20 protein-coding genes are annotated in these 24,506 nt (G+C 67.9%); 3 read left to right on the forward strand and 17 right to left on the reverse strand.

What is annotated here, in order from left to right:
- The first annotated feature begins 71 nt into the window (after positions 1-71).
- The gene (locus CQ039_RS12135) at positions 72-1,685 is read left to right on the forward strand and encodes an NAD(P)/FAD-dependent oxidoreductase (RefSeq protein ID WP_105564261.1); all 1,614 of its coding nucleotides are present in this window, start codon (positions 72-74) and stop codon (positions 1,683-1,685) included.
- 69 nt (positions 1,686-1,754) lie between these two features.
- On the opposite strand, the gene acnB is transcribed toward CQ039_RS12135, so the two are convergent.
- From acnB to katG, 3 genes are all read right to left on the reverse strand, one after another.
- The gene (gene acnB / locus CQ039_RS12140; RefSeq protein WP_105564260.1) at positions 1,755-4,337 is read right to left on the reverse strand and encodes a bifunctional aconitate hydratase 2/2-methylisocitrate dehydratase; all 2,583 of its coding nucleotides are present in this window, start codon (positions 4,335-4,337) and stop codon (positions 1,755-1,757) included.
- A gap of 137 nt (positions 4,338-4,474) precedes the next feature.
- Complete coding sequence (locus CQ039_RS12145) at positions 4,475-5,362, reverse strand: hydrogen peroxide-inducible genes activator (RefSeq protein ID WP_105564259.1); 888 nt, start codon at positions 5,360-5,362, stop codon at positions 4,475-4,477.
- A gap of 113 nt (positions 5,363-5,475) precedes the next feature.
- Complete coding sequence (gene katG / locus CQ039_RS12150) at positions 5,476-7,689, reverse strand: catalase/peroxidase HPI (protein WP_105564258.1); 2,214 nt, start codon at positions 7,687-7,689, stop codon at positions 5,476-5,478.
- A gap of 273 nt (positions 7,690-7,962) precedes the next feature.
- Between katG and CQ039_RS12155 the strand changes: the two genes are divergently transcribed.
- Positions 7,963-8,517, forward strand: a complete 555-nt coding sequence (locus tag CQ039_RS12155) for a peroxiredoxin (protein ID WP_105564257.1) — start codon at positions 7,963-7,965, stop codon at positions 8,515-8,517.
- Positions 8,518-8,721: 204 nt separating this feature from the next.
- A complete protein-coding gene (locus CQ039_RS12160; protein WP_105564256.1) occupies positions 8,722-9,255 on the forward strand; it encodes a carboxymuconolactone decarboxylase family protein in 534 nt (177 codons plus the stop codon).
- 84 nt (positions 9,256-9,339) lie between these two features.
- Here CQ039_RS12160 and CQ039_RS12165 read toward each other — a convergent pair whose 3' ends face one another.
- From CQ039_RS12165 to CQ039_RS12230, 14 genes are all read right to left on the reverse strand, one after another.
- Complete coding sequence (locus CQ039_RS12165) at positions 9,340-9,759, reverse strand: helix-turn-helix domain-containing protein (protein WP_105564255.1); 420 nt, start codon at positions 9,757-9,759, stop codon at positions 9,340-9,342.
- A 123-nt stretch (positions 9,760-9,882) separates the two neighbouring features.
- The gene (locus CQ039_RS12170) at positions 9,883-10,353 is read right to left on the reverse strand and encodes a helix-turn-helix domain-containing protein (protein ID WP_105567996.1); all 471 of its coding nucleotides are present in this window, start codon (positions 10,351-10,353) and stop codon (positions 9,883-9,885) included.
- Entirely contained in the window at positions 10,350-11,936 is a 1,587-nt protein-coding gene (gene lnt / locus CQ039_RS12175) for an apolipoprotein N-acyltransferase (RefSeq protein WP_105564253.1), read from the reverse strand. The genes CQ039_RS12170 and lnt overlap by 4 nt, the downstream gene beginning before the upstream one ends.
- A complete protein-coding gene (ybeY, locus tag CQ039_RS12180) occupies positions 11,933-12,388 on the reverse strand; it encodes an rRNA maturation RNase YbeY (protein ID WP_105564252.1) in 456 nt (151 codons plus the stop codon). Before ybeY ends, lnt begins: the two co-directional genes overlap by 4 nt.
- Positions 12,389-13,381 (reverse strand): PhoH family protein, encoded by a 993-nt coding sequence (locus CQ039_RS12185; protein ID WP_105564251.1) that lies wholly within the window; start codon positions 13,379-13,381, stop codon positions 12,389-12,391.
- Positions 13,382-13,530: 149 nt separating this feature from the next.
- Positions 13,531-14,949 (reverse strand): tRNA (N6-isopentenyl adenosine(37)-C2)-methylthiotransferase MiaB, encoded by a 1,419-nt coding sequence (miaB, locus tag CQ039_RS12190; RefSeq protein WP_105564250.1) that lies wholly within the window; start codon positions 14,947-14,949, stop codon positions 13,531-13,533.
- 60 nt (positions 14,950-15,009) lie between these two features.
- Positions 15,010-15,456, reverse strand: a complete 447-nt coding sequence (locus CQ039_RS12195) for a Fur family transcriptional regulator (RefSeq protein ID WP_369831557.1) — start codon at positions 15,454-15,456, stop codon at positions 15,010-15,012.
- A gap of 73 nt (positions 15,457-15,529) precedes the next feature.
- Positions 15,530-15,943: a GNAT family N-acetyltransferase gene (locus tag CQ039_RS12200; RefSeq protein WP_105564248.1), complete on the reverse strand. Its 414-nt coding sequence runs from the start codon at positions 15,941-15,943 to the stop codon at positions 15,530-15,532.
- Complete coding sequence (gene tsaB, locus CQ039_RS12205) at positions 15,940-16,629, reverse strand: tRNA (adenosine(37)-N6)-threonylcarbamoyltransferase complex dimerization subunit type 1 TsaB (RefSeq protein WP_105564247.1); 690 nt, start codon at positions 16,627-16,629, stop codon at positions 15,940-15,942. Before tsaB ends, CQ039_RS12200 begins: the two co-directional genes overlap by 4 nt.
- Before the next feature lie 22 nt (positions 16,630-16,651).
- Entirely contained in the window at positions 16,652-17,020 is a 369-nt protein-coding gene (locus CQ039_RS12210) for a helix-turn-helix domain-containing protein (protein ID WP_105564246.1), read from the reverse strand.
- Positions 17,021-17,089: 69 nt separating this feature from the next.
- The gene (locus CQ039_RS12215) at positions 17,090-17,686 is read right to left on the reverse strand and encodes a helix-turn-helix transcriptional regulator (protein ID WP_105564245.1); all 597 of its coding nucleotides are present in this window, start codon (positions 17,684-17,686) and stop codon (positions 17,090-17,092) included.
- A gap of 279 nt (positions 17,687-17,965) precedes the next feature.
- A complete protein-coding gene (locus tag CQ039_RS12220; RefSeq protein WP_105564244.1) occupies positions 17,966-18,523 on the reverse strand; it encodes a NifU family protein in 558 nt (185 codons plus the stop codon).
- A gap of 250 nt (positions 18,524-18,773) precedes the next feature.
- Entirely contained in the window at positions 18,774-19,241 is a 468-nt protein-coding gene (locus CQ039_RS12225) for a universal stress protein (protein ID WP_105564243.1), read from the reverse strand.
- A 233-nt stretch (positions 19,242-19,474) separates the two neighbouring features.
- A complete protein-coding gene (locus tag CQ039_RS12230) occupies positions 19,475-24,334 on the reverse strand; it encodes an NAD-glutamate dehydrogenase (protein ID WP_105564242.1) in 4,860 nt (1,619 codons plus the stop codon).
- Between the last annotated feature and the right edge of the window lie 172 nt (positions 24,335-24,506).

Consider the following 24,506-nt stretch of genomic DNA (forward strand, 5'->3'; position numbering starts at 1 on the left):
GGCCTTTTTCTTCGGCCATCCGCCGCCTCTTGCCTCATGCGTTTGGCGTCACAAACGGCTACAAGACGCCGATGTTGCGCCTGTCAGAACTCAAGCTGCCCCTCGATCACCCGCAGGAGGCCTTGCCCGCCGCGATCGCTACCCGCCTGGGCGTGCCGCCGAGTGATGTCATTTCCTGGTCGGTCTGGAAGCGGGCGCACGACGCACGTCGGAAGTCCGCGATCCTGAAGGTCTATATTCTCGACGTCGAGGTCAGGGACGAGGCCGTTTTGCTGGCCCGCTTCAAGGACGACGTGCACGTTCAGCCCGCGCCGGACGTCGCCTATCGCCCGGTTGCGGTCGCGCCCAAAGACCAGCGCCTGAGGCCCGTCGTGATCGGAGCCGGGCCATGCGGCTTGTTCGCTGGGCTGATCCTGGCCGAAATGGGCTTCAAGCCCATTATCCTCGACCGCGGCAAGGTGGTGCGGGAACGCACCAAGGATACCTGGGAGCTGTGGCGCAAGAGCAAACTGCACCCGGAATCCAACGTCCAGTTCGGCGAGGGCGGCGCCGGCACCTTCTCCGACGGCAAGCTCTACAGCCAGATCAAGGACCCGCGCTTCCTGGCTCGCAAGGTGCTGACCGAGTTCGTCGCGGCCGGGGCGCCGGAGGAGATTCTGACAGAGGCCCATCCGCATATCGGCACCTTCCGTCTGGTGACCATGGTCGAGGCCATGCGCGAGAAGATCGAGGCCCTGGGCGGCGAATACCGCTTCGAGCATCGGGTGGTCGATATCGAGCTCGACAAGGGGAAGCTGCGTGGCGTGCACCTGCACACCGGGGAGTTCCTGGAGGCCGACCATGTGGTCTTCGCCATCGGCCATTCGTCGCGTGATACATTCAAGACGCTGTACGACCGGGGCGTCCACATCGAGGCCAAAGCCTTCTCGATCGGTTTTCGGATCGAACATCCGCAGTCATGGATCGACAGGGCGCTGTTCGGGCCCTGCGCCGGACACCCCGATCTGGGGGCGGCGGCCTATTCGCTTTCGCACCACTGCTCGAACGGGCGGACAGTCTACAGCTTCTGCATGTGCCCGGGCGGGACGGTGGTGGCGGCGACCAGCGAGCCGGGCCGCGTCGTGACCAACGGCATGAGCCAGTATTCGCGCAATGAGCGGAACGCCAACTCAGGCTTCGTGGTCGGCATCTCGCCTGAAGACTATCCGAGCGACCACCCGCTGGCGGGGATCGAGCTGCAACGCGATCTGGAGACCCGCGCCTATGCGGCGGGCGGCGGCGACTATTTCGCGCCGGGCCAGCTGGTCGGCGACTTTCTGGCGGGACGCGCCTCGACGACGCTGGGGGAGGTCGTTCCCAGCTATAGGCCAGGCGTGCGCCCGACTGATCTGGCCCCGCTGATGCCGGACTATGTGATCGCCGCCATGCGTGAGGCCCTACCCGTCTTCGGCCGCAAGATCGCCCGCTATGACGATGCCCAAGCGGTTCTGACGGGCGTCGAGACCCGCAGTTCGTCACCGATCCGCATGACCCGGGGCACGGACTTCCAGAGCCTGAACGTGCGCGGTCTGTTTCCCGCCGGCGAAGGCGCAGGCTATGCAGGAGGCATCCTGTCGGCCGCCGTCGACGGCATCAAGGTCGCTGAGGCCGTCGCCCGATCAATGGTCGGACAGACGGCGACGTAAACGCGCCGCCCATGAAAACGGCCGATGGATCGCTCCACCGGCCGTTTGTCTTTCAGACGGTCGTCCGCCCTATTCGGCCGCGACGCGATCCGCGTATTCGGGGATCTGGTCGAAGTTCATGTAGCGGTAGACCTCGTCGCGGTCGGCGTCGATGACGCCCATCTCGGCCATGTATTCGGCCACGGTGGGGATGCGGCCCATCTTGGAGGCGACGGCGGCCAGTTCGGCCGAGGCCAGATAGACGTTCGAGCCCTTGCCCAGACGGTTGGGGAAGTTGCGGGTCGAGGTCGAGACCACGGTCGCGCCCTCCTTCACCTGGGCCTGGTTGCCCATGCACAGCGAGCAGCCCGGCATCTCCATACGGGCGCCGGCGCCGCCGAGGGTCGAATAGTGGCCCTCCTTGGTCAGTTCCGAGGCGTCCATCTTGGTCGGCGGGGCCACCCACAGACGGGTCGGGATGTCCTTCTTGCCCTTCAGCAGCAGCGAGGCGGCGCGGAAGTGGCCGATGTTGGTCATGCACGAACCGATGAAGACCTCGTCGATCGGGGTCTCCTGCACCGCCGACAGCAGGCGCGCGTCATCGGGGTCGTTGGGGGCGCACAGGATGGGCTCCTTGACGTCCGCCAGGTCGATCTCGATGACGTGGGCGTATTCGGCGTCGGCGTCGGCCTCCAGCAGGTTCGGCGCGGCCAGCCAGGCCTCCATGGCGTCGATGCGGCGCTGCAGGGTGCGGGCGTCGGCGTAACCGTCGGCGATCATGTTCTTCATGAGCACGATGTTCGAGGTCATGTACTCGATGATCGGCGCCTTGTTCAGCTTGACGGTGCAACCCGCCGCCGAACGCTCGGCCGAGGCGTCGGTCAGTTCGAACGCCTGTTCCACCTTCAGGTCCGGCAGGCCCTCGATCTCGAGGATGCGGCCCGAGAACTCGTTCACCTTGCCCGCCTTGGCCACCGTCAGCAGGCCCTGCTGGATGGCGTAGTAGGGGATGGCGTGAACCAGGTCGCGCAGGGTGATGCCGGGCTGCATCTCACCCTTGAAGCGGACCAGGATCGACTCCGGCATGTCCAGCGGCATGACGCCGGTGGCGGCGCCGAAGGCCACCAGGCCCGAACCGGCCGGGAAGGAGATGCCGATGGGGAAGCGGGTGTGGCTGTCGCCGCCGGTGCCGACGGTGTCGGGCAGCAGCAGACGGTTCAGCCAGGAGTGGATCACGCCGTCGCCGGGACGCAGGGCCACGCCGCCGCGGTTGGAGATGAACTGCGGCAGTTCGCGGTGCGTCTTGACGTCGACCGGCTTGGGATAGGCGGCGGTGTGGCAGAAGGACTGCATCACCATGTCGGCCGAGAAGCCGAGGCAGGCCAGGTCCTTCAGCTCGTCGCGCGTCATCGGGCCGGTCGTGTCCTGCGAGCCGACCGTGGCCATGCGCGGTTCGCAATAGGTGCCCGGACGGATGCCCTGGCCTTCCGGCAGACCGCAGGCGCGGCCGACCATCTTCTGGGCGACGGTGAAGCCCTTGCCGCTGTCCTCGGGGGTCACAGGCAGGCGGAACTCGGCCGAGGCGGCCAGGCCCAGAGCCTCGCGGGCGCGGGCGGTCAGCGAACGGCCGATGATCAGATTGATGCGGCCGCCGGCCTGCACCTCATCCAGCAGGACCTGCGATTTCAGCTCGAAGGTCGAGACGACAGCGCCGTCCTTCTCGATCTTGCCCGCATAGGGATAGATGTCGATGACGTCGCCCATGTTCAGGCTGGTCACGTCGACCTCGATCGGCAGGGCGCCCGAGTCTTCCTGGGTGTTGAAGAAGATCGGGGCGATCTTGCCGCCCAGGGTCACGCCGCCGAAACGCTTGTTCGGCACAAAGGGGATGTCCTGGCCGGTAGCCCAGATGACGCTGTTGGTCGCCGACTTGCGCGACGAGCCGGTGCCGACCACGTCGCCGACATAGGCGACCAGATGGCCCTTGGCCTTCAGGTCTTCGATGAAGGACATCGGGCCGCGCACGCCGTCCTGTTCCGGCGTGATGCCCGGACGCGCGTTCTTCAGCATGGCCAGGTAGTGCAACGGAATGTCGGGACGCGACCAGGCGTCGGGCGCCGGGGACAGGTCGTCGGTATTGGTCTCGCCGGTGACCTTGAAGACGGTGACGGTGATCTTGTCGGCGACCTTGTCGCGCGACGTGAACCACTCGGCCTCGGCCCAGGACTTCAGCACGGCCTGAGCGTTGGCGTTGCCGCCCTTGGCCAGTTCGGCGACGTCATGGAAGAAGTCGAACATCAGCAGGGTCCTCTTCAGACCCTCGGCGGCGACGGCGCCGACCACGGCATCAGTCAGCAGGTCGATCAGCGGCTTGACGTTATAGCCGCCGACCATGGTGCCCAGCAGCTCGGTGGCGCGTTCGCGCGACAACGACGGCACGGCGAAGTCGCCGTGGGCCACGGCGGACAGGAAGGAGGCCTTGACCTTGGCCGCGTCATCCACGCCGGGCGGCACGCGATGGGTCAGCAGGTCCAGCAGTTCCTGCTCGGATTCACCGGCGGGCGGCGCCTTGATCAGCTCGATCAGGTCGGCGGTCTGCTCGGCCGACAGCGGCAGCGGCGGAATGCCCAGGGCCGCGCGTTCGGCGACGTGAAGACGATAGGTTTCGAGCATGAGCGGCCTTCCTTGGTCCAGTCGCGGCATGACCGACCTGTCGGCCCGCCAAAACCGCGCGTGGCCTTTCCCACATAAGGGTCAGGGTCGCAAGGGAAGGGGACCGCTTCGGCCTTCGACCTCCGTCGTAGGGGGAGTTAGTCCAGCTTGAGAGCCTCGGCCAGCAGGCGGGCTTCGGCGGCGCGGCTGGAGCCGGCGCGCCAGGCGACGACGATCTCGCGGCGGGGGGCGTCGGCGGAGATGGGGCGGACGACGACGCCGGGGTTGTCGGCCAGGCCCGCCTGGACCGCCATCTGCGGCAGGAAGCTGACCCCCAGGCCCGAGGACACCATCTGCACCAGAGTATGTAGCGAGGTGGCGGCGAAGACGTCCTCGCCGCGCGGGGCCTCGATGTTGACGGCGGCCAGGGCCTGATCGCGCAGACAGTGGCCGTCCTCCAGCAGGATCAGGTCGTCGGCCTTCAGCATCCCCTCGGGGATGGGTCCGGCGCCCGCCAGCGGGTGGCCGACCGGGGCGGCGGCCAGGATTTCGTCGTCGCCGATACGGGCGTGGTCGATGCCGGGCGCGTCGTAGGGCAGGGCGATGACAGCGGCGTCCAACTGGCCCGCCTTCAGCCCGGCGATCAGGCGCGGGGTCAGGTCCTCGCGGATAAACAGACGTAGGGCCGGGTATCGGTCGCGCAGACCGGGCAGGGCGCGGGGCAGCAGGAAGGGGGCGACGGTGGGGATGATGCCCAGACGGAAGCGGCCCGACAGGGGCTTGCCCGCGTTGCGCGCCGCCTCGACCAGGTCCTCGGTGCGGGCCAGGACGTCCTCGGCGCGTTTGACCGCCTCGGCGCCGACGGCCGTCAGTTGCACCGCGCCGCGCGTGCGCTCGACCACCGGCGCGCCGAGAATCTTCTCCAGCTCCTGCACCCCGGCCGACAGGGCCGGCTGGCTGACGTGGGCCGCCTCGGCCGCGCGGCTGAAGGAGGCGTGCTCGGCCAGGAGCTTGAGATAGTGGAGCTGTCGCAGGGTGGGGAGCATCCGCCCCACATAGGCGCGCCCTATGGTGTTTTCAAAGACAATCGAAGTCATTGATGAAGCAAGGCGCCGCGAACCGACTGGCCCGCGGCGCCCGCTCTCCCGTTTCTTGGGCCCTAGTTCAGGTCGAACCGGTCGGCGTTCATGACCTGGGTCCAGGCCGCGACGAAGTCCGTGACGAACTTCTTGCCCGCATCGGCCGAGGCATAGACCTCGGACAGGGCCCGCAGCTGGGCGTTGGAGCCGAACACCAGATCGGTGCGGGTCGCGGTCCAGCGTTGCTCGCCGGTCAGGAGGTCGGAGCCGACGAAGGTCTCATCCCCTTCGCCATCCACCTGTTTCCAGCCGGTCTTCATGTCCAGCAGGTTGACGAAGAAGTCGTTGGTCAACTGGCCCGGCCGGTCGGTGAAGACGCCATGCTTCGATCCGCCGTGGTTGGCCCCCAGAACCCGCAGGCCGCCGACCAGGACCGTCATCTGCGGCGCGGTCAGGCCCAGCAGTTGCGCCCGGTCGATCAGCAGTTCCTCGGTCGGGACGTTGAAGCGGACCTGCAGATAGTTGCGGAAGCCGTCGGCGCGCGGCTCCAGCACCGCAAAGCCCTCCACGTCCGTCTGCTCGGCCGAGGCGTCGGTGCGGCCCGGCGTGAAGGGAACCGTCACGTCATGACCGCCAGCCTTGGCCGCCTGCTCGACCCCGACGCCGCCGCCCAGGACGATCAGGTCAGCGATGGAGACGTTCAGGCCAGACGCCGCCTGGATGTCCTCATAGACCTTGAGCACCTTCGCCAGCTTGGCCGGTTCGTTGACGTCCCAGTCCTTTTGCGGGGCCAGGCGCAGACGTCCGCCATTGGCGCCGCCGCGATGGTCCGAGCCGCGATAGGTCACAGCCGAGGCCCAGGCGGTCGAGACCAGATCGGCCACCGACAGGCCGGACGCCGCAATGCGGTCCTTCAGCGCCTTGACGTCGGCGTCCGACAGCTTCGCCCCCGTTTGGGCCGGGACGGGGTCCTGCCAGATCAGATCTTCCGCCGGCACGTCGGGGCCGAGGTAGCGGGCCTTGGGCCCCATGTCGCGGTGGCACAGCTTGAACCAGGCGCGGGCGAAGGCATCGCTGAAATAGGCCGGGTCGGCGCGGAACCGCTCCATGATCGGGCGATAGATCGGGTCCATCTTGAAGGCCATGTCGGCCGTCGTCATCATCGTCGGCACGCGTTTGCCGGGCGTATGGGCGGCGGGGGCCAGGGTCTCCGGCGGATTGCCGACCGGCTGCCACTGCTTGGCGCCCGCCGGGCTACGGACCAGCTCGTAGTCGTGGTCCAGCAGCATGTCGAAGAAGGTCATGTCCCAGGTGGTCGGCGTGGGGGTCCAGGCGCCTTCGATGCCCGAGGTGATCGTGTGATCGCCGACGCCGCTCTCATGACCCGAGATCCAGCCGAGGCCCTGCTGGGCGATGTCGGCGCCCTCGGGGCTGGCGCCCACCTTGGAGGCGTCGCCGGCGCCGTGGGCCTTGCCGAAGGTGTGGCCCCCGGCGGTCAGGGCGGCCGTCTCCTCGTCGTTCATGCCCATGCGGGCGAAGGTCTCGCGGATGTCGCGGGCCGAGGCCAGGGCTTCGGGCACGCCGCCGGGGCCTTCCGGGTTCACATAGATGAGGCCCATCTGGATGGCGGCCAGAGGTTCCTCCAGGGCCATGTCCTTGTCGGGCTGGATGCGGGTCTGGTTGCCCTCGTCCCCGACCCAGTTTTCCTCGGTGCCCCAATAGACGTCCTTTTCAGGCTCCCAGACGTCGGCGCGACCGCCGCCAAAGCCGAAGACCGGCCCGCCCATGCTTTCGATGGCGACGTTGCCAGCCAAGATCATCAGGTCGGCCCAACTGAGCTTGGCCCCATACTTCTGCTTGACCGGCCACAGCAGGCGACGCGCCTTGTCCAGATTGCCGTTGTCCGGCCAGGAGTTGAGCGGGGCGAACCGCTGCTGGCCCGCGCCGGCGCCGCCGCGCCCGTCGCCGGTGCGATAGGTGCCCGCCGAGTGCCAAGCCATGCGGATGAAGAAGGGGCCATAATGGCCATAGTCCGCCGGCCACCAGGGCTGGCTGTCGGTCATCAGGGCGGTCAGGTCGCGCTTGACCGCCGCCAGATCCAGCGACTTGAACGCCTCGGCGTAGTCGAAGTCGTCGCCCATCGGGTCGCCCGACTTGCCCTGCTGATGCAGGATGTCCATGGCCATCTGATTGGGCCACCAGTCGCGGTTGGTGCGCCCCAGAAGCGAACGCAGCGCGCCCGGCTCCTTCCTGGGATCATTGAGAGGGGTGGGGCCGCCTGCTTGTCCGTCCATGACTTTCCTCCTGCCTGGCTTGTTTAGGCCTCGAGCCTACGCCCGGTTCCGCGCCGAAGGAAAATCGATAAACTTTAACCTGATAAGCAATAAAATTTATGGTCAGGCTTGTAGGGGCGGACAAACCCCCGCGCCCAATCCATAATAAAAATCTATTCGCAGTTGCGAAATGATCGATTTGACTTCCAGGCCGCCAAAGCCCATCTGACCCCCATCGGCGATGCACCTCCCTGCGTCGCCGCCTGTCTTACATTGTCAGAATGGAGCTCCACTATGCTGGGCGTCGGTCAAAAACTGCCTGAATTCAAGATCACTGGCGTGAAGCCGGGCTTCAACGACCACGAAGAAAACGGCGTCTCGGCCTTTGAGACGCTGACGCAGGACAGCTTTGACGGCAAGTGGAAGGTCATCTTCTTCTATCCGAAGGACTTCACCTTCGTCTGCCCGACCGAAATCGCCGCCTTCGCCAAGCTGGGCAAGGACTTCGAGGATCGCGACACCATCGTCCTCGGCGGTTCGACCGATAACGAATTCGTCAAGCTGGCCTGGCGCCGCGACCACGCCGACCTGAACAAGCTGCCGATCTGGCAGTTCGCTGACGCCGGCGGCAAGCTGGCCCGCGATCTGGGCATCCTGGACGAAGAAAACGGCGTCGCCCTGCGCGCCACCTTCGTCGTGGACCCGCACAACGTCGTGCAGCACGTCTATGTCACCAACCTGAACGTCGGCCGTTCGCCGGAAGACACGCTTCGCGTGGTCGATGCTCTGCAGACCGACGAACTGTGCGCCTGCAACCGCCCGGTCGGCGGCGAGACCCTGGCCGCCTAAGTACTGGCCAAGGATAGGCCCGGACCGCGTTCGTAATGGTTCGGGTCGCCCCTCTTTGAAGAGGCGGCGGCGGGCGACTGTCGCCGCCTTTTTTCTTTTTTGGGCGCTATCGTCCTTCGGACAGCTTGAGCGCGTTCTGAATACGCTGTCTCAATGCCCCCTGGCGCCACCGGCCGGCAGTCGGCCCTTATCGGAGATTTCCCCATGTCCCTCGACGCCCTGCGCGACCTCATCCCGGCCTACGGCAAGGACATCTCGCTGAACCTGTCGTCGCTCGCCAATGAGACGGTGCTGAACGACCAGCAGAAGTGGGGCTGCTTCCTGGCCTCGGCCCACGCCATCGGCGTCGCTCCGGCGGTCAGGCTGATCGAGGCCCAGGCCGCGACGGTGCTGTCGCCCGAGGCGATGAACGCCGCCAAGGCCGCCGCCGCCATCATGGGCATGAACAACATCTACTATCGCTCGCTGCACCTGATGAAGAACAACGAGTACACGACCCTGCCGGCCAAGCTTCGGATGAACGTCATCGCCAATCCGGGCGTCGACAAGCTGGACTTCGAACTGTGGTCCACCGCCGTCTCGGCCATCAACGGCTGCGGCGCCTGCATCGACGCCCACGAGGGCGAACTGCGCAAGCACGCTGTGCCGAACGTGCAGATCCAGGCCGCGCTGCGCATCGGCGCCGTGGTCCACGCCGCCAGCCGCATCCTGGCTTCGGAAGCCGCCCTGGCCGAATAGTCAGGCGACCGGACTTCCTCGGCCCCAGACAACAATAAGGCGCGGAGCAATCCGCGCCTTTTCAATTCCAGCTCGGACCCGGCCTCAGTCCTTGTCGGCCGCGCTCTCGGCGCCCGTCATTTCGCGCATCATGTCCAGCACCAGCTTCTGCTGACGCACCGACAGCTGAGGCGCCAGACGACCGATCTCGATGCTCTGACGCGTCGCGGGAAAATCGTTCACGAAGGGCTCGGCCTCGCCTTCGGCCATGCCCGGCGCCGCCGTTGTCAATCCTTCGAAGAAGTAGGCGATGTCGACCTTGAAGAAGCGGGCGATGTCCCAGAGCTTGGACGCGGACACGCGGTTCGTGCCCTTCTCGTACTTCTGAATCTGCTGGAAGGTCAGACCCAGGGCGCGCCCCAGATCGCTTTGGTTGTAGCCCAGGGCGATCCGTTTTTCGCAGACTCGCCGACCCACGTGCCGGTCCACCGGATGGGGACCGTCCTCAGCAGAGCCTCTGACCATTGCCTTCTCGCCTAAAATTACGCCCGAAATCGATTACTCACTTGTCTCGAAATGCGACGGATAGCCTGCGCTGTCACGACAATTCGCGCGACGCGGGTTTAGCGCCGCCTCGACGGCGTCGCCTCACTCCGGGTCTTCGTTCTTCAAGGCCCGAATAACCGCCAGGGCTGTGCGCTGACGCTCCGGCGATAGCGCTCGCACGGCCGCGCCGATCCTCTGCACCAGCGCCCCGCCACTTTCGTTCGGCGCAGGGTCTGCTGGCCCGCTCGCATCATCGTGCAGACTGAAAGGACGTTGCGGCTCAGGAAGGGGGACGAAGGCTGCAGAAGGCCGGACCGCCACGAACGGCTGATCCCTGAACACCGCCGCCACCTCTATATTCAACGCCTCGCAGAACTGCCACAGGCGCGCGGCCGGCAAACGGTTCGCGCCGCTTTCATGGCGTCCCCACTGGTTCGTGGAAATGTCGAGCATCCGCGCCATGTCGGCCTGGGTCAGGCCGTGGTTCTCGCGAATGGCGCGCACGCGCACGCCCAGGGGCACGTCGATATGCTGCGTGCGCTTGCGATCCTCGTCATCCTCGGCCTTGGTCATGCCCGCCCCTTGCGGCGGCTCCACGACAGGCCGCCCGCCAGCATGAGGGCCAGCAGAACAGCGAACAGACCGTCGCCCCAGCGACCGTAGAAGGTCGGCGCCGCCGGTTCCGGCAGGCGCACGTCGATGACGCCGGCATGACCCGGATCCAGCCGCTTGCCGTCCACCACCCGGCCCCAGGGGTCGATCATGGCCGAGACCCCGGTCGGAGTGGCCCGCGCGATCGGCAGGCCGGTTTCAATGGCGCGATAGCTGGCCAGGTTCAGGTGCTGACGCGGGCCTGAGGTGGCGCCGAACCAGGCGTCGTTGGAGACATTGACGATCCAGGCCGGACGCGCATCGCCGCTGGCCGGGGTGAAGCCCGGATAGAGGCTTTCATAGCAGATCAGCGGCTGGACCCTGGGCGCATTGGCCAGGCTGATCGGCGCGGGGGCAGGCCCGGCGCTGAAGTCGGCGGGGACGTGCACCAGGCTGCGCACCCCGATCTGGCTCATCAGCCGCCCCAGCGGCAGGTATTCGCCGAAGGGCACCAGACGATGCTTGTCGTAGATGGCGCCGATCCGCAGCCCCGCCGCGCCCTCGTCGTTCAAGGCGAACAGGCTGTTGTAATAGCGCGCGCCGCCCTCGGCGCTCGGATCAGCCTCGCCGCGGCTGATGCCCATCAGCAGGGTCTGGCCGGTCTGCAGGGCGCCGGCGATGGCCTGGGCGTCAGGCGAGTTGAACACGTCATTGGCGGTGGCGGGCAGGGCGCCCTCGGGCCAGACCACCACGTCAGGAACCGCCGCGCCTTTCTGAGCCGTCAGCGCCACATAGCGATCGACGATGGCCTGATAGGCCTCAGGCGACCACTTGGATTCTTGCGGAATGTCGGCCTGGACCAGACGCACCAGGGTCGGGCCGTCGACTCGCTCGGCCGACGACAGGCGCAGGGCTCCAAAGGCGAACAGGCCGGCCAGAGCCGCGACGCCCAGGCCCGCGGCGAACAGGCGCGGACGGCGTGGCCCGCCTGCGACCAAGGGGCCGAGCGCGGAGACCGCCGCCAGCGTCACCAGCCCCAGGCCATAGACGCCCGCGACCGAGGCGAACTGCGACATGGCCGACCCCGCCTGCCAGGCGGCCCCGGTCGGATTCCAGGGAAAGCCCGTCAGGACATGGCCGCGCAGCCATTCCAGCAGGGCGAACAGGGCGGCGAACAGCAGGACGCGGCGCACGCCCTGCGGGGCGAACCGGCGATAAAGCGCCGTCGCCGTCCCGAAGAACAAGCCCAGCCCCATGGGCAGCAGACTGGCGGCGAAGGGCGCCATCCAGGCCTGGTCCTTGTTGACCAGGAAGGCCTCGGCCACCCACCAGCAGCCGATGAAGAAATAGGCGAAGCCGGCCAGCCAGCCGACCCAGAAGCCGCCCTTCACGTTACGCGACCGCTCGGCCAGCAGCATCAGCAGGGGATAGCCCAACAGCCCCGGCAGGACCCCGAACGGCGGATGGGCCAAAGCGGCGCCGGCGCCGGCCAGCAGGGCCAGGGCGATGCGGCCCCAGCGGTTCGTCAGCACGCCCCCCCAAAGGGCTGACAAGCGGTCGTTCATGCATTGGCCTCGTGTTCGACGGCATAGGGGTCGGCGACGCCGAGCGCGGCCAGGATCTCTCGCTCCTCGGCCTCCATCTCCTCGGCCTCGGCCTCGTCCTCATGGTCGCGGCCCAGCAGATGCAGCACCCCATGGACGACCAGATGGCTCAGATGATCGGACAGGGTCTTGCCCTGGGCCTCGGCCTCGGCCGCGCAATAGGCGTAGCCCAGAACCACGTCGCCCAGATGGGGGAAGGCGCTCTCGGCCGCAGGGAAGGACAGGACATTGGTCGGCCGGTCCTTGTCGCGGAACCGCTTGTTCAGGTCCTGAACCTCCGCGTCGTCGGTCAGCAGGACGACCAGGTCGCCCTCAAGCGTGCCCAGCGCCGCCGTCGCCGCGCGCAGGACCACGGCTTCGGCGTCCGGCATGGCGGTGCTCCAGGCCACGTCCTCGACTTCGATCTCGATCATTCAGTCTTCGTCCTCGAGGTCCGCTGTCGGGCGGTTGCGCGCAGAATCGGCGTCATAGGCGCGCACGATGCGCTCGACCATGGCGTGGCGCACCACGTCCTCGGCCTTGAAGGCCTGAACCCCGACCCCTTTCACGTCCTTCAGGATGCGCAGGGCGTGGCTGAGGCCGGAATCGCGCGGGTTCAACAGGTCGATCTGCGATGGGTCGCCGGTGACGACCATACGCGCGCCCTCGCCCAGACGGGTCAGGACCATCTTCATCTGCAGGCGCGAGGTGTTCTGCGCCTCATCGACGATGATGAAGGCGTGGCTGAGGGTGCGGCCGCGCATGAAGGCGATGGGGGCGGCTTCGATCTCACCCTTTTCGCGGCGGCGGCGCACGTCCTCGACGCCGAGAATGTCGTTCAGCGCCTCCCAGATCGGGGCCAGATAGGGGTCGACCTTCTCGTTCAGATCGCCTGGCAGGAAGCCCAGCTTCTCGCCCGCCTCCACCGCCGGACGGGTGATGACCAGACGGTCCACCTGGCCGCGCCGCAGCAGGCTGGCGCCATAGGCCGCCGCCAGGAAGGTCTTGCCCGTGCCCGCCGGGCCGACGCCGAAGGTCAGCTCGCAGCGGCTGAGCAGGTCCAGATACTGGGCCTGGGCTGCCGTCTTGGGCGCGATGGCCCCGCGCCGCCCGACCGGCAGGCTGATGGCGTCGGGCACGACCCGGCCCTGATCCGGTCGCGGCTGCGATACGGCGGCGCCCAGGGCCATGCGCACGTCGGCTTCGGTGATCTCGGCCCCGGCGTCGGCGCGCTTGGCCAGGGTCTCGACCACGCGCTTGGCCTGAGCCCGGTCCCGCGCAGAGCCGTTGATCGACACGCCGCCGCCGGGCGCCTCGACCAGCACCTTGAAGGCGTCCTCGATCAGGGCGACGTGGCGGCTGTTGGGACCGATCACGGCTCGCAGGGCCTGATCGCTCAGGGACAGGAACTCGGACTCTCGCGCCATTAAGGCTCCATCTTTGTTGCTCTAGCGCCCCGCTCGCGGAGCGGGGCTGCCTGAGAGCGTTTTAGGGTCCCTATCGCCTCGCTCGCGGAGCGAAGCTGCTTGAGGGACACCGTATTATAGTTCGCGGTCTCGTCGTGGGACCAGCGGACCTAGATAGTGACGGCGCCCGCCAACCGCCCGTTCAAACTGTTCTGTGCGCCGCTGATGATCTCGACCGGAACGATCTGACCCAGCAGATGATCCGCGCCCTCGACGTGGACAGCCTGCAGATAGGGCGTCCGACCGATGGCTTGGCGGTCATACCGACCCTTCTTCTCGAACAGGACGTTCAATGTCTTGCCCGCCTGGGCGGCGTTGAAGGCGGTCTGTTGCTCGAACAAAAGGGCCTGAAGCCGCTGAAGTCGCTCCAGCCCGACCTTCTCCTCGATCTGGCCCGGCATGGTGGCGGCGGGCGTGCCGGGGCGCGGCGAATAGACGAAGCTGAAGGCGCCCGCATAGGTGACCTGGCGCACCAGATCGAGGCTGTCCTCGAAATCGCGATCCGTCTCGCCGGGGAAGCCGACGATGAAGTCCCCGGCGATGGCCATGTCGGGCCGCGCCTCGCGAATACGGGCGATCAGATCGATGTATTTCTGGCGGCCATGCTTGCGGTTCATCAGCCGCAATACCCGGTCCGACCCGGCCTGCACCGGCAGGTGCAGATAGGGCATCAGCGCGTCCAGATCGGCGTGGGCGGCGATCAGGTCGTCGCTCATGTCGTTGGCGTGGCTGGTCGTATAACGGATGCGGTCCAGCCCGGAGATTTCTGCCAAGGCATAGGCCAGCTTGGCCAGGGTCCAGGGCTTTCCGTCCGGGCCTTCGCCGTCATAGGCGTTGACGTTCTGGCCCAGCAGGGTGACTTCGCGCACGCCCCGGTCGGCCAGGGCGCGGGCCTCAGCCAGGACCGCCGCGACGGGACGCGACCACTCGGCCCCGCGCGTATAGGGCACGACGCAGAAGGTGCAGAACTTGTCGCAGCCCTCCTGCACCGTCAGGAAGGCGGTCGGGCCTTCGCCGCCGCGCGTCGCGATCATCTCGGGCGTCAAGGCGTCGAACTTCTCATGCGGGGCGAAGTCCGCGCCGATGCGTTCGCCGCGGGCCCGCGCCGTGCGGGTCAGCAGTTCCGGCAGTTGGTGATAGGCCTGGGGTCCGACCACCAGGTCCACCGCCGGCTGACGCTTCATGATCTCCTCGCCCTCGGCCTGAGCGACGCAGCCGGCGACTGCGATGGTCATGCCGCCGTCGCCGCGCGCCAGCTTGCGCTCGCGCATCTGCTTCAGCTTGCCGAGTTCCGAATAGACCTTCTCGGCGGCCCGTTCGCGGATATGGCAGGTGTTGAGGATGACAAAGTCCGCCCCCTCGGGCGCATCCGTCGGCGCATAGCCCAGCGGGCGCAGGACATCGGCCATGCGCTCACTGTCATAGACGTTCATCTGACAGCCGTAGGTCTTGATGAACAGGCGTTTGGGCGCGTCGGCCAGCGGCGCGCCTTCAGCCTTTTCAACGGGCTTTTCGAGGGTATCGGTCATGCCCGGCTTATGATCGCCCAAGCGGGCGACGGCAAGGCGAGCGCTCGACCGCGATCAGTCTCAGCTGTCGGCCGTTTCCGGTTCGACCCGTGCGGCGTGGCGCTTGTAGATCAGACCCTCGCGCTCGACCGGCTCGGCGCCGGGGATGGCGTGGCCATAAAGCTCGAGCTTGTGGCCGACCAGTTCGAAGCCCAGACGCTTGGCGATCTCGGTCTTCAGGCGCTCGATCTCGGCGTCGAAGAACTCGATGACTTCGCCCGTCTTGGTGTCGATCAGGTGGTCGTGGTGATCGTCGCCGGCCTCTTCATAGCGGCTGCGGCCGTCGCCGAAGTCGTGCTTCTCGACCACGCCCGCTTCTTCGAACAGACGCACGGTGCGATAGACGGTGGCGATCGAGATGTGCGGGTCGATAGCCGAGGCGCGACGATACAGCTCCTCGACGTCAGGGTGATCCTCGGCCTGCGACAGGACGCGGGCGATCACGCGCCGCTGTTCGGTCATACGCATGCCGCGGTCGGCGCAGAGTTTTTCGATCCGTTCCATGGGCCGGAAGATAGGCTGAGCCGTCAGCTTATGGAAGCTATCGAGTGAAGTTCAGCGACAGGACCAGAGCATCCTCGCGGCTTCCGTCCGCACGCGCATAATATCCGCGTCGTCGGCCGGCCTCGACAAAGCCCGTGCGGGCGTAGAGGGCGCGGGCGGCGACATTGTCCTCGGCCACTTCCAGGAACAGACGCTCGGCCCCCAGGGCGGCGGCGCGCACCACGGCCGCCTGGACCAGACGGCCCCCCAGGCCGCTGCGCCGGGCGGCGGCTCGTACGGCCAGAGTCAGGATCTCGGCCTCGTCGGCTACGACGCGGATCAGGATGAAGCCGTCGCCGTCCTTGATGGCGAAGACGCCGGGCGAGGCCAGCAAGGCCGCCAGACTGGCCGCGTCCCAGGGGGCGTCGAAGGCCTCGGCGTGGATCACCGCAAGGGCGCGGGGGTCGGTCATGATGTCGCGGGCGGACGCGCCTGACCCGGCAGACGGCTGGGCGGCGTGGCGTCGGGCGCACGCAGATAGAGGGGCGCGGGCAGGGCGACCGCCGGGTCCGCTGCGGCCGCCAGACGCGCCAGGGCCTCCGGCGAGGGCGCAACCAGGGGCGCGGCCTCAGCGCGCTCCAATCGCTCGAGGAAGGTTTCGACCAGGACGGCCGCGCCCGAGCCGACCAGCCCAGGCCTGGTCCCAGCGGCAACGTCCAGGATAAGGTCCGTCGCAGCCTCCAGCGACAGGGCCTCGGCCGGCCCCTGGGCAACGCCGTCGCGGAACAGACGCGTATAGACCTGCCCCCGTCGGGCGTCGATCACGGCGGCGACCAGACCGGCTGCGTCAACCGAAGCCGCCAAGGCGTCCAGCGTCGAGACGCCGACCACGGGCCGATCCAATGCCGCGCCCAGCCCCTGCGCAAAGGCCAGACCGACGCGCAGGCCAGTGAAGGAGCCGGGCCCGACGGTGACTCCGATCCTGTCGATGACCCCGAAGCCGCCGCCCGCATCGGCCACGGCGTCACGAACCATGCCCGCCAGCCGTTCCTGATGGCCCTTGGTCATCAACTCGGAACGAAGGCCCAGCACGCGTCCATTCTCGACCACGCCGGCCGTACAGGCGCCCAGCGCCGTATCCACGATCAGAATTCTCATCGCGGCCTTCCTATCGGGGCGCTCAGGCCGACGCCAGCGCCTCGACCACCCGGCTGACCGCCTGACGCAGGACCGGATCGCTGATCCGGGGGAAGGCCTCGGCCAGGGCGCGTCCGTCCGCCGTCGCCGTCAGGTCGCGCAGACCCGCCAACGGGTCGAGCGCGTCGGCCCGCGCAGGGAAAAAGTCGGCCACCGAACAACCCAGGACAGTCGCCACCTGATGCAGGCGCGAGGCTGAAACGCGGTTGGCGCCCTTTTCGTATTTCTGCACCTGCTGGAAGCTGACGCCCAATTGTAGGGCCAGGGCGGTCTGCGACAGGCCCAGGGCCGATCGTCGCGCGGCCATGCGCAGGCCCACGGCGGCGTCGATATCTTGAGTGCGGCGGTTCATGGGCGGCGTCTCCCTGATAATGAAGGGAGAGTTTCATGAAGCAGAATGAAACACAACTGTTTCGTTTCATCATTCATCCAGGCGGGCGACGACCGCCGCGACCGTTCGGGCGCGCTCGCGCGGAATCCGCTCGATGGTCAGCAGGGCGCCGGCGCCGCGCACCACCAGTTCAGCCTCGTCGGACCGGACATAGAGCCGCGCCCGCAGACTGCCGTCGTCCATCTCGATGACGCAGCCCTGATCCCGGCGCGGCCAGCGGCCGGGGGCGTATTCCAGCACCGTTCCGGCGGCGGCCCAGGGCGCCAGGTCGTCGCTCGACAGCTGCATCCGCCGCCGCTCGGCGACCGGCGCGGCCTCGAAGGCGCGGCCCCGCGCCTGCAGGCCCTCCACGGCGGGCTTGGGTGAGGGGGCAGGGGCGGCGCCGACCAGAAGGGCCAAATCCTCGGGCGTGGCGTCCAGGGCGCCGGTCAGGCGGCGCTGAACGTCGGGGCGGAACAGGCCGGGGCGCTTGCCGGCTTCGTAGAGGCCCCAGCCCTGGCTGGTCATGCCGATCCTCGCGCCGGCCTCGGCCTGGCTCAGCCCGCGCTCGCGGCGCAGGGCGGACAGGGCCTCGCCGAGGGCGCGCCCCTCGGTCCCGGCGTCATCATCGGATGTGAAACGGGCCATGCAGCGATCATGCCCCACGGCCCGTTCGGACGATAGTGTTTCATGTGAAACATCTTGGCGGGCCGCGGTCAGAAGGCTCCGCCTTCTCGACCCGACGCGGCTTTCTTGTGGGCCGCAGTCGTCGGCCCTGCGGGACCTCCCGACCCGACGCGGCTTTCTTGTGGGCCGCGGTCAGAAGCCTCCGCCTTCTCGACCCGACGCGGCCTGGCGCTTCGCGCGCGCTCAAGCAGCGAGCCGCCACGTGGCGAGCGGCAGCGCCCCAAGAATGTCGCCCTTCGCTTAAATCACCTGCTCGACGCTGGTCACTTCGGGAACGTAGTGGCGCATCATCTGCTCGACGCCGGCCTTCAGGGTGGCCGAGGAGGAGGGACAGCCCGAGCAGGCGCCGCGCATGCGCAGACGAAGGACGCCGGTTTCCACATCGAAGTGGTCGAACAGGATGTCGCCGCCGTCCTGGGCCACGGCCGGGCGGATGCGGCTGTCCAGCAGACCCTTGATCTCGGCCACGATCTCGCTGTCCTCGCCGGCGTCTTCGGCCGCGGCCTCGATGCCGCGCGTCAGCGGCGCGCCCGAAACGAAGTGATCCATGATGACCGACAGGATCGGGGCCTTCATCGCGCTCCAGTCCGGGGCCTGGGCGCCGCGCGTCACCGAGACATAGTCGGCGCCGAAGAAGACGCCCTCGACGCCCTCCAGTTCGAACAGGGCCTCGGCCAGGGACGAGGCGGCCGCCTCGTCGATGGTGCGATATTCCAGCACGCCTTCCGGCGCCACATCGCGGCCCGGCAGGAATTTCAGGACATTGGGGTTCGGCGTGGGTTCGGTCTGGATGAACATGGCCGGGAGATGCGCCTTGGGCGAACCGTCCGCAACCCTTCTCCCTCCCCTTTATGAGGAGGGTGGTCGTCGCAGAGCGACGAGCGGGTGGGGAGGGCGAGGTGATGCAGGGGCGCGGCGCTTGAGTTGCCAAAGCGCCCCCACCCGTCCGACGCTTCGCGTCAGCCACCCTCCCCATGAAGGGGAGGGAGAGGCGTCGCGTTGCTCAAGCAGCTCGGTTCCGCGCGGCTTGCGATAGCGACCCTAAGAATTACGCCAAATCCTCAATATCCGCCTCGGTCAGTTCGCCGGGCACGATGGTCACGGGCAGCTTGCGGCCGGTGAAGGCCCCGCCCTGTTTCAGCACCGCCGAAACCAGGGGCCCCGGACCGCGCGAGCCGGAGCCCGCCGCCAGCACCAGGATCTTGATGTCGGGGTCGGCGCCCACGGCCTTGCGGATGGCGCCCTGGGGGTCGCCTTCCTCGATCAGGAAGATGGGCGGGGCGCCGGATTTCTCGGCGGCCTCCTCGCCGAGACGGTTCAGCAGAAGCTCGGCCTCCTCACGCTGCTGGCGGCGGATTTCGTCGCGGACGCCGGACCAGTGCTCGTCCGAGCCGCCGGGCAGGGCGCGCAGAAGAACGACACGGCCCCCGGTCGATTTGGCCCGCCGGGCGGCATAGCCGAGGGCGGCGCCGAACTCGGGACTGTCGTCGACGACGACGAGAAACTTCCTGGGCATGGGACGGACGGCCTTGCGGATCTCTGAACAGCGGGAACCACCTAACGCCAAGCCGCCCCAAACGCCAAGGCCCGCCCGCCTCGCCGTGAACGACGAAACGAGCGGGCCCTGAACTGACGCCAAAGCGCGGGGTCATGCGCTCAAGTCGCGAGGCTCCGCGAGCCGAGCATAGCGCCCAAAGACTCGCTCAAGCAGCGAGCGACTGCGTCGCGAGCGTAGCGCTCTGGGAAGCCCTAGCTTCCCAGAACTTCTCTGATAGCCCCGTTGGCGATGGTCAGCTTGGCGAAGGTCCAGCCCGTGCCCGAGGTCTCGATCTCGTCGACCGAGGCGCGCAGGGATTCGACCTGGCCGATGCGGGCGCCGATCCAGGCGTCGACGGCCCGTTCGGCGGTTTCCTCGCTGGCGCCCGCCGCCTCGGCCGAGGCCTTGGCCACGGCGCGGGTCAGTTGCTGCTGCTCGGCCATCAGGTCCTGGATCAGGCGACGCACGGCCAGACGGTCGAAGTGATCGCCCGACGGCACCGAACCGGCCGCCACGCGCAGACGGTCGAAGTCGAAGGCGGCGCCGACCTGGTGATAGAGACGGGCCATGGCCGGCGCGCTCCAGCCCAGTTCATTGGCCAGGTCGCCGATGTCCGCCGTGGCCACCATGGGCCGCAGCAGGGCGATGTCACGCGCCAGGTCTTCCGGCGCGCCCAGACCGACGAAGGTGGCGACGCGGGCCTCATACTGCCCTTGCTCGAAGCGCGACAGCACCTCAGGACCGGCGGCGCGCAGGGCGTCGGCGGCGGGCTGATAGGCGGCGATCATGCCGCCGACCGTGGTTTCGGTGCGGGCGGCGCGACGGGCCAGCCAGTAGGTCTGGCGACGCAGGACCTTGGCGATCTCACGATAGAGGGCCGTCTGGGCCTCGGCAGGGATCTTCAGGTCCAGGGCCGAAACCGCCTTCCAGGCCTGGTCCAGGCGGAAGACCTGACGCGCCGTTTCAAAGGCCGTGACCATGGCGGCGGTGTCGCATTCCGCCGCCGCGCGCAGGCGGTCGGGGAAGGTCGGCCCGGCCATGTTGACGATCTCGTTCGACAGCACGGTGGCGATGATGTCGCGACGCAGGCGGTGACGCTTCATGTCGTCTTCGAACTTGGCCAGCGGCGCCGGGAAGTAGTGGACCAGAAGGCGCTCGAAGAAGGCGTCGTCGGGGGCCGAGGAGCCGACGATCTCGTCGAACAGCTCCAGCTTGGAATAGGCCGTCAGCACCGCCAGTTCGGGGCGGGTCAGGGCCGTGCCCTGCAGCTTCATCTCGGCGACGCGAACGTCGTCGGGCAGGTATTCCACCGCCCGGTTCAGCTTACCGATCGAGGACAGGTGCTGCATGAAGGCCTGCTGGGCGTCCAGCGCCTCGGCACCCTCGGCCTGCTGCAGGCTGACCGCCAGGGTCTGGTCGTAGTTGTGGACCAGGACCTTGAGGCCGACCTCGTCAGTCATCGACTTCAGCAGGGCGTTGCGGTCCTCGGCCTTGAGGTTGCCCGAGGCGATGGCGCCGCCGGTGAGGATCTTGATGTTCACCTCATGGTCGGACGAGTCCACACCGGCCGAGTTGTCGATGGCGTCGGTGTTCAGACGCATGCCCGCACGCGCCGCCTCGATGCGGCCCAGCTGGGTGGCGCCCAGGTTGGCGCCCTCGCCCAGGACCAGGGCGCGCACGTCGCCGCCGTTGATGCGGATGGCGTCATTGGCCTTGTCGCCGGCCTGGGCGTTGGTCTCGCCGCCGCCCTTGATGTAGGTGCCGATGCCGCCGAAGTAGAGCAGCTCGGCGCGGGCCTTGAGGATGGCCTGCATCAGGGTGGTCGGATCGACGCTGTCGGCCTCGATGTCCAGCAGCGCCTTGATTTCCGGCGTCAGCTCAATGGTCTTGGCCGAGCGCGAGAAGACGCCGCCGCCTTGCGAGATCAGGCCCTTGTCATAGTCCTGCCAGCTGGTGCGCGGGGTCTCGAACAGGCGCTTGCGCTCTTCCCACGACCTGGCCGTGTCCGGGTTGGGGTCGATGAAGATGTCGCGGTGATCGAAGGCGGCGACCAGCTTGATCGCCTTGGACAGCAGCATGCCGTTGCCGAAGACGTCGCCGGACATGTCGCCCACGCCGACCACGGTGAAGGGCTCGGACTGGATGTCCTTGCCCATCTCGCGGAAGTGGCGCTTGACCGCCTCCCAGGCGCCGCGCGCCGTAATGCCCATTTCCTTGTGGTCGTAGCCGACCGAACCACCGCTCGCGAAAGCGTCGTCCAGCCAGAAGCCGTAGGACTGGCTCACGCCGTTGGCGATGTCCGAGAAGGTTGCCGTGCCCTTGTCGGCGGCCACGACCAGATAGGGGTCGTCGCCTTCCCAGGCCACGACATCCGCCGGACGCACCGGGGCGCCCTCGCCGACGATGTTGTCGGTGATGTCCAGCAGGCCCGACAGGAAGGTCTTGTAGGCGCGGATGGCCTCGGCCTGGACCGCGTCGCGGTCGCCGCCGACCGGCAGTTGCTTGGGATAGAAGCCGCCCTTGGAGCCAACCGGGACGATGACCGAGTTCTTGACCTGCTGGGCCTTCACCAGACCCAGGACCTCGGTGCGGAAGTCGTCACGACGGTCCGACCAGCGCAGACCGCCGCGCGCGACGGGGCCGAAGCGCAGGTGGACGCCCTCGATGTGCGGGGCCCAGACGAAGATCTCGCGGAAGGGCTTGGGCAGGGGCAGGTCTTCAAGCTCGCGCGAGGCGATCTTGATCGAGATGTGCGGCTTGGCCACGCCCTCGGCGTCGACCTGATAGAAGTTGGTGCGCTTGATAGCGCCGATCAGCAGGGCGATGCGGCGCAGCACCCGGTCGTGATCCAGGCTCTTCACGTCCTGCAGCAGGGCGACGATCTTGTCGTTCAGCTCGGCGACCAGGGCCTCACGCTCTTCGACGCTGCCGCCGTGGGCCGGATCGAACCTGGCCTTGAACAGCGACAGGATGGCGCGGGCCACGGTCGGGTATTCGCGCAGGGCCGTTTCCTGAACCGCCTGCGACGGGTCCAGACCGGTCTGCTGGCGATAGCGGGCCAGGGTGCGGATCAGGGCCGCCTCGCGCCAGTCCACACCCAGCTCCAGCACCAGACGGTTGAAGCCGTCGCTCTCGGTGCGGCCGGTCCAGACCGCCGAGAAGGCGGCCTCGAACGGGGCCTTGATGTCGGCAAACGTCAGGGCCTCGCCGCGCGGGTCTTCCAGCAGGAAGTCATGGATATAGATGGGGGCGTCGCCGGTCGTGCGGACGACGTGGTCGGATTCTTCCAGCGTCTTCAGGCCCATGTCGGCCAGGATCGGCAGGACGTCGGACAGCGGCACGGCCGAGCCGCGACGATAGAGCTTGAAGCGGAACTGCAGCGGGCTTTCGTCGGCGGTGCGGAAGGCGCGGACGGCCACCGGCTCGGCGTGGACGCCGTCGCCCATCGAGCCGTCGTTCAGGCGGTCGAACTGCTCCAGGTCGGCCACGGCCTCGGCCGCGTCGTAGCGGTCGCGGTAGGAGACGCCGAAGCCCTCGGCCCATTTTGCGCTGGTCGGACCGACGGCGACTTCATCGACGTCGGCGGCGCGCAGGGCGGTCTCGAAGCGGTCGATCCAGCTGCGGCCGGCCTCGGCCACCTCGGCCTCCAGGGCCTTGGGATCGGGGTTGAGGTGGGCGCCCGGCTCGACGCCGATGATGTAGTGGACGCGCGTCAGCGGCTGGTCCGTCAGTTGCGGATACCAGGCCGAAACCCGGCCGCCCCAGGCCTTGGCCAGGATGCCGCCGATGCGCTGGCGCAGGCCGGCGTCGAAGCGTTCGCGCGGAATGAAGCAGAGCACCGAGACAAAGCGGTCGAACGGGTCACAACGCGTGAACAGGCGGATGCGCGGACGGTCATAGAGGTGCAGGACGCCCAGCGCCGTATCCAGCAGCTCGTCCTCGCTGATCTGGAACAGCTCGTCGCGCGGATAGTTCTCGAGGATGTTCTTGAGGCGCTTGTAGTTGTGGCTGCCGGGCGTCTTGCCGGCGCGCTCCAGGGCATTGGCCACCTTGCGCCGGATCAGCGGCACCTCCTTGGCCATCTTGTCATAGGCCTCGGCGGTGAACAGGCCGACGAAACGGGTCTCGCCCGAGGCCTTGCCGTCCGCGCCGTAACGCTTGACGCCGACGTAGTCCATGTAGGCGCGGCGATGCACGCGCGAGCGCATATTGGCCTTGGCCACGGTGACCGGCTCGCTCTCGTCCAGCTGACGCTGCATGGCCGGGGTCAGGACGGCGGGTTCTGACGCGCGACGCAGGACGCGGCGCTCGGGATCGTTCAGGATGCCCAGGCCCTGGTCCGAGACCTCCAGCGGAGCCTCGGCCGCGTAACCGCCGTCGGCGCTGCGCGGATAGGCGTAGTCGCGAGCGCCCAGGAAGACGAAGTGGTCGCTCTTGGCCCAGCGCAGGAAGGCGATGTTCTCTTCCAGCACCGCGGGATCGACAGCGGCGGGCGGCGAGGCTTCCAATTGCTCGACGGCTTCGCGCATCAACTGGACCATGGCGGCGTGATCGGCCACGGCAGCGCGCACGTCGGCCATGGCCTGGGCCAGGCCTTCGCCCAGGGCGTCGCGGCGTTCCTGGGGCAGGGGGTCGATAACGACGATGATCAGCGAGTCGCGACGGCCGGCCTCGACCTCGACGATCGGGTGGAAGAGGGCGCGGACGGTGACGCCGGCCTCGGCCAGTTCGCCCAGGACGCTGTCGACCAGGAAGGGGGCGTCGTCTTGCAGGATCAGAAGGCTGTCATAGCCCGTCGGGGCGCCATCGGCGCCGGCCAGGGGACTGACGGTGACGCGCGCCGGCTCGCCGGCCTTGCGGCTCTGGGCCGAACGCCAGGCCTGGCCCAACAGGGCGGCCAGGTCGTCGCCGCCCAGCTCGGGCGTCTCATCGGCGGCGTAGTCGTCGAAGGCCTGGGCCAGGAAGGATTTTTCAGCGGCGCCCGGCGGGCCGTCGACAATCCGCGCATAGGCCGCCTCCAGCGCCTCCAGAGTTGCTGGCGTGGCGGAAACTGTGCGCGGAGCGGCGGACATGGTGTGGTCTCGAACAGCACGGCTCTAGGCCGCAGGGATTTGACCCCGCCACCTTAGCGCCGCTGGCGGAACTGGCTAGGCCGCCTGAGGCGGCTAAGACCCTGAATTTCAGTGTGCAGCGCACCATGTTGCGCCAGAGGCCCACAGTTGGGCGAATTTTGGTCTCTCAAGC

Source organism: Brevundimonas sp. MYb52 (genome assembly GCF_002979535.1).
Classification (GTDB): Bacteria; Pseudomonadota; Alphaproteobacteria; order Caulobacterales; family Caulobacteraceae; genus Brevundimonas.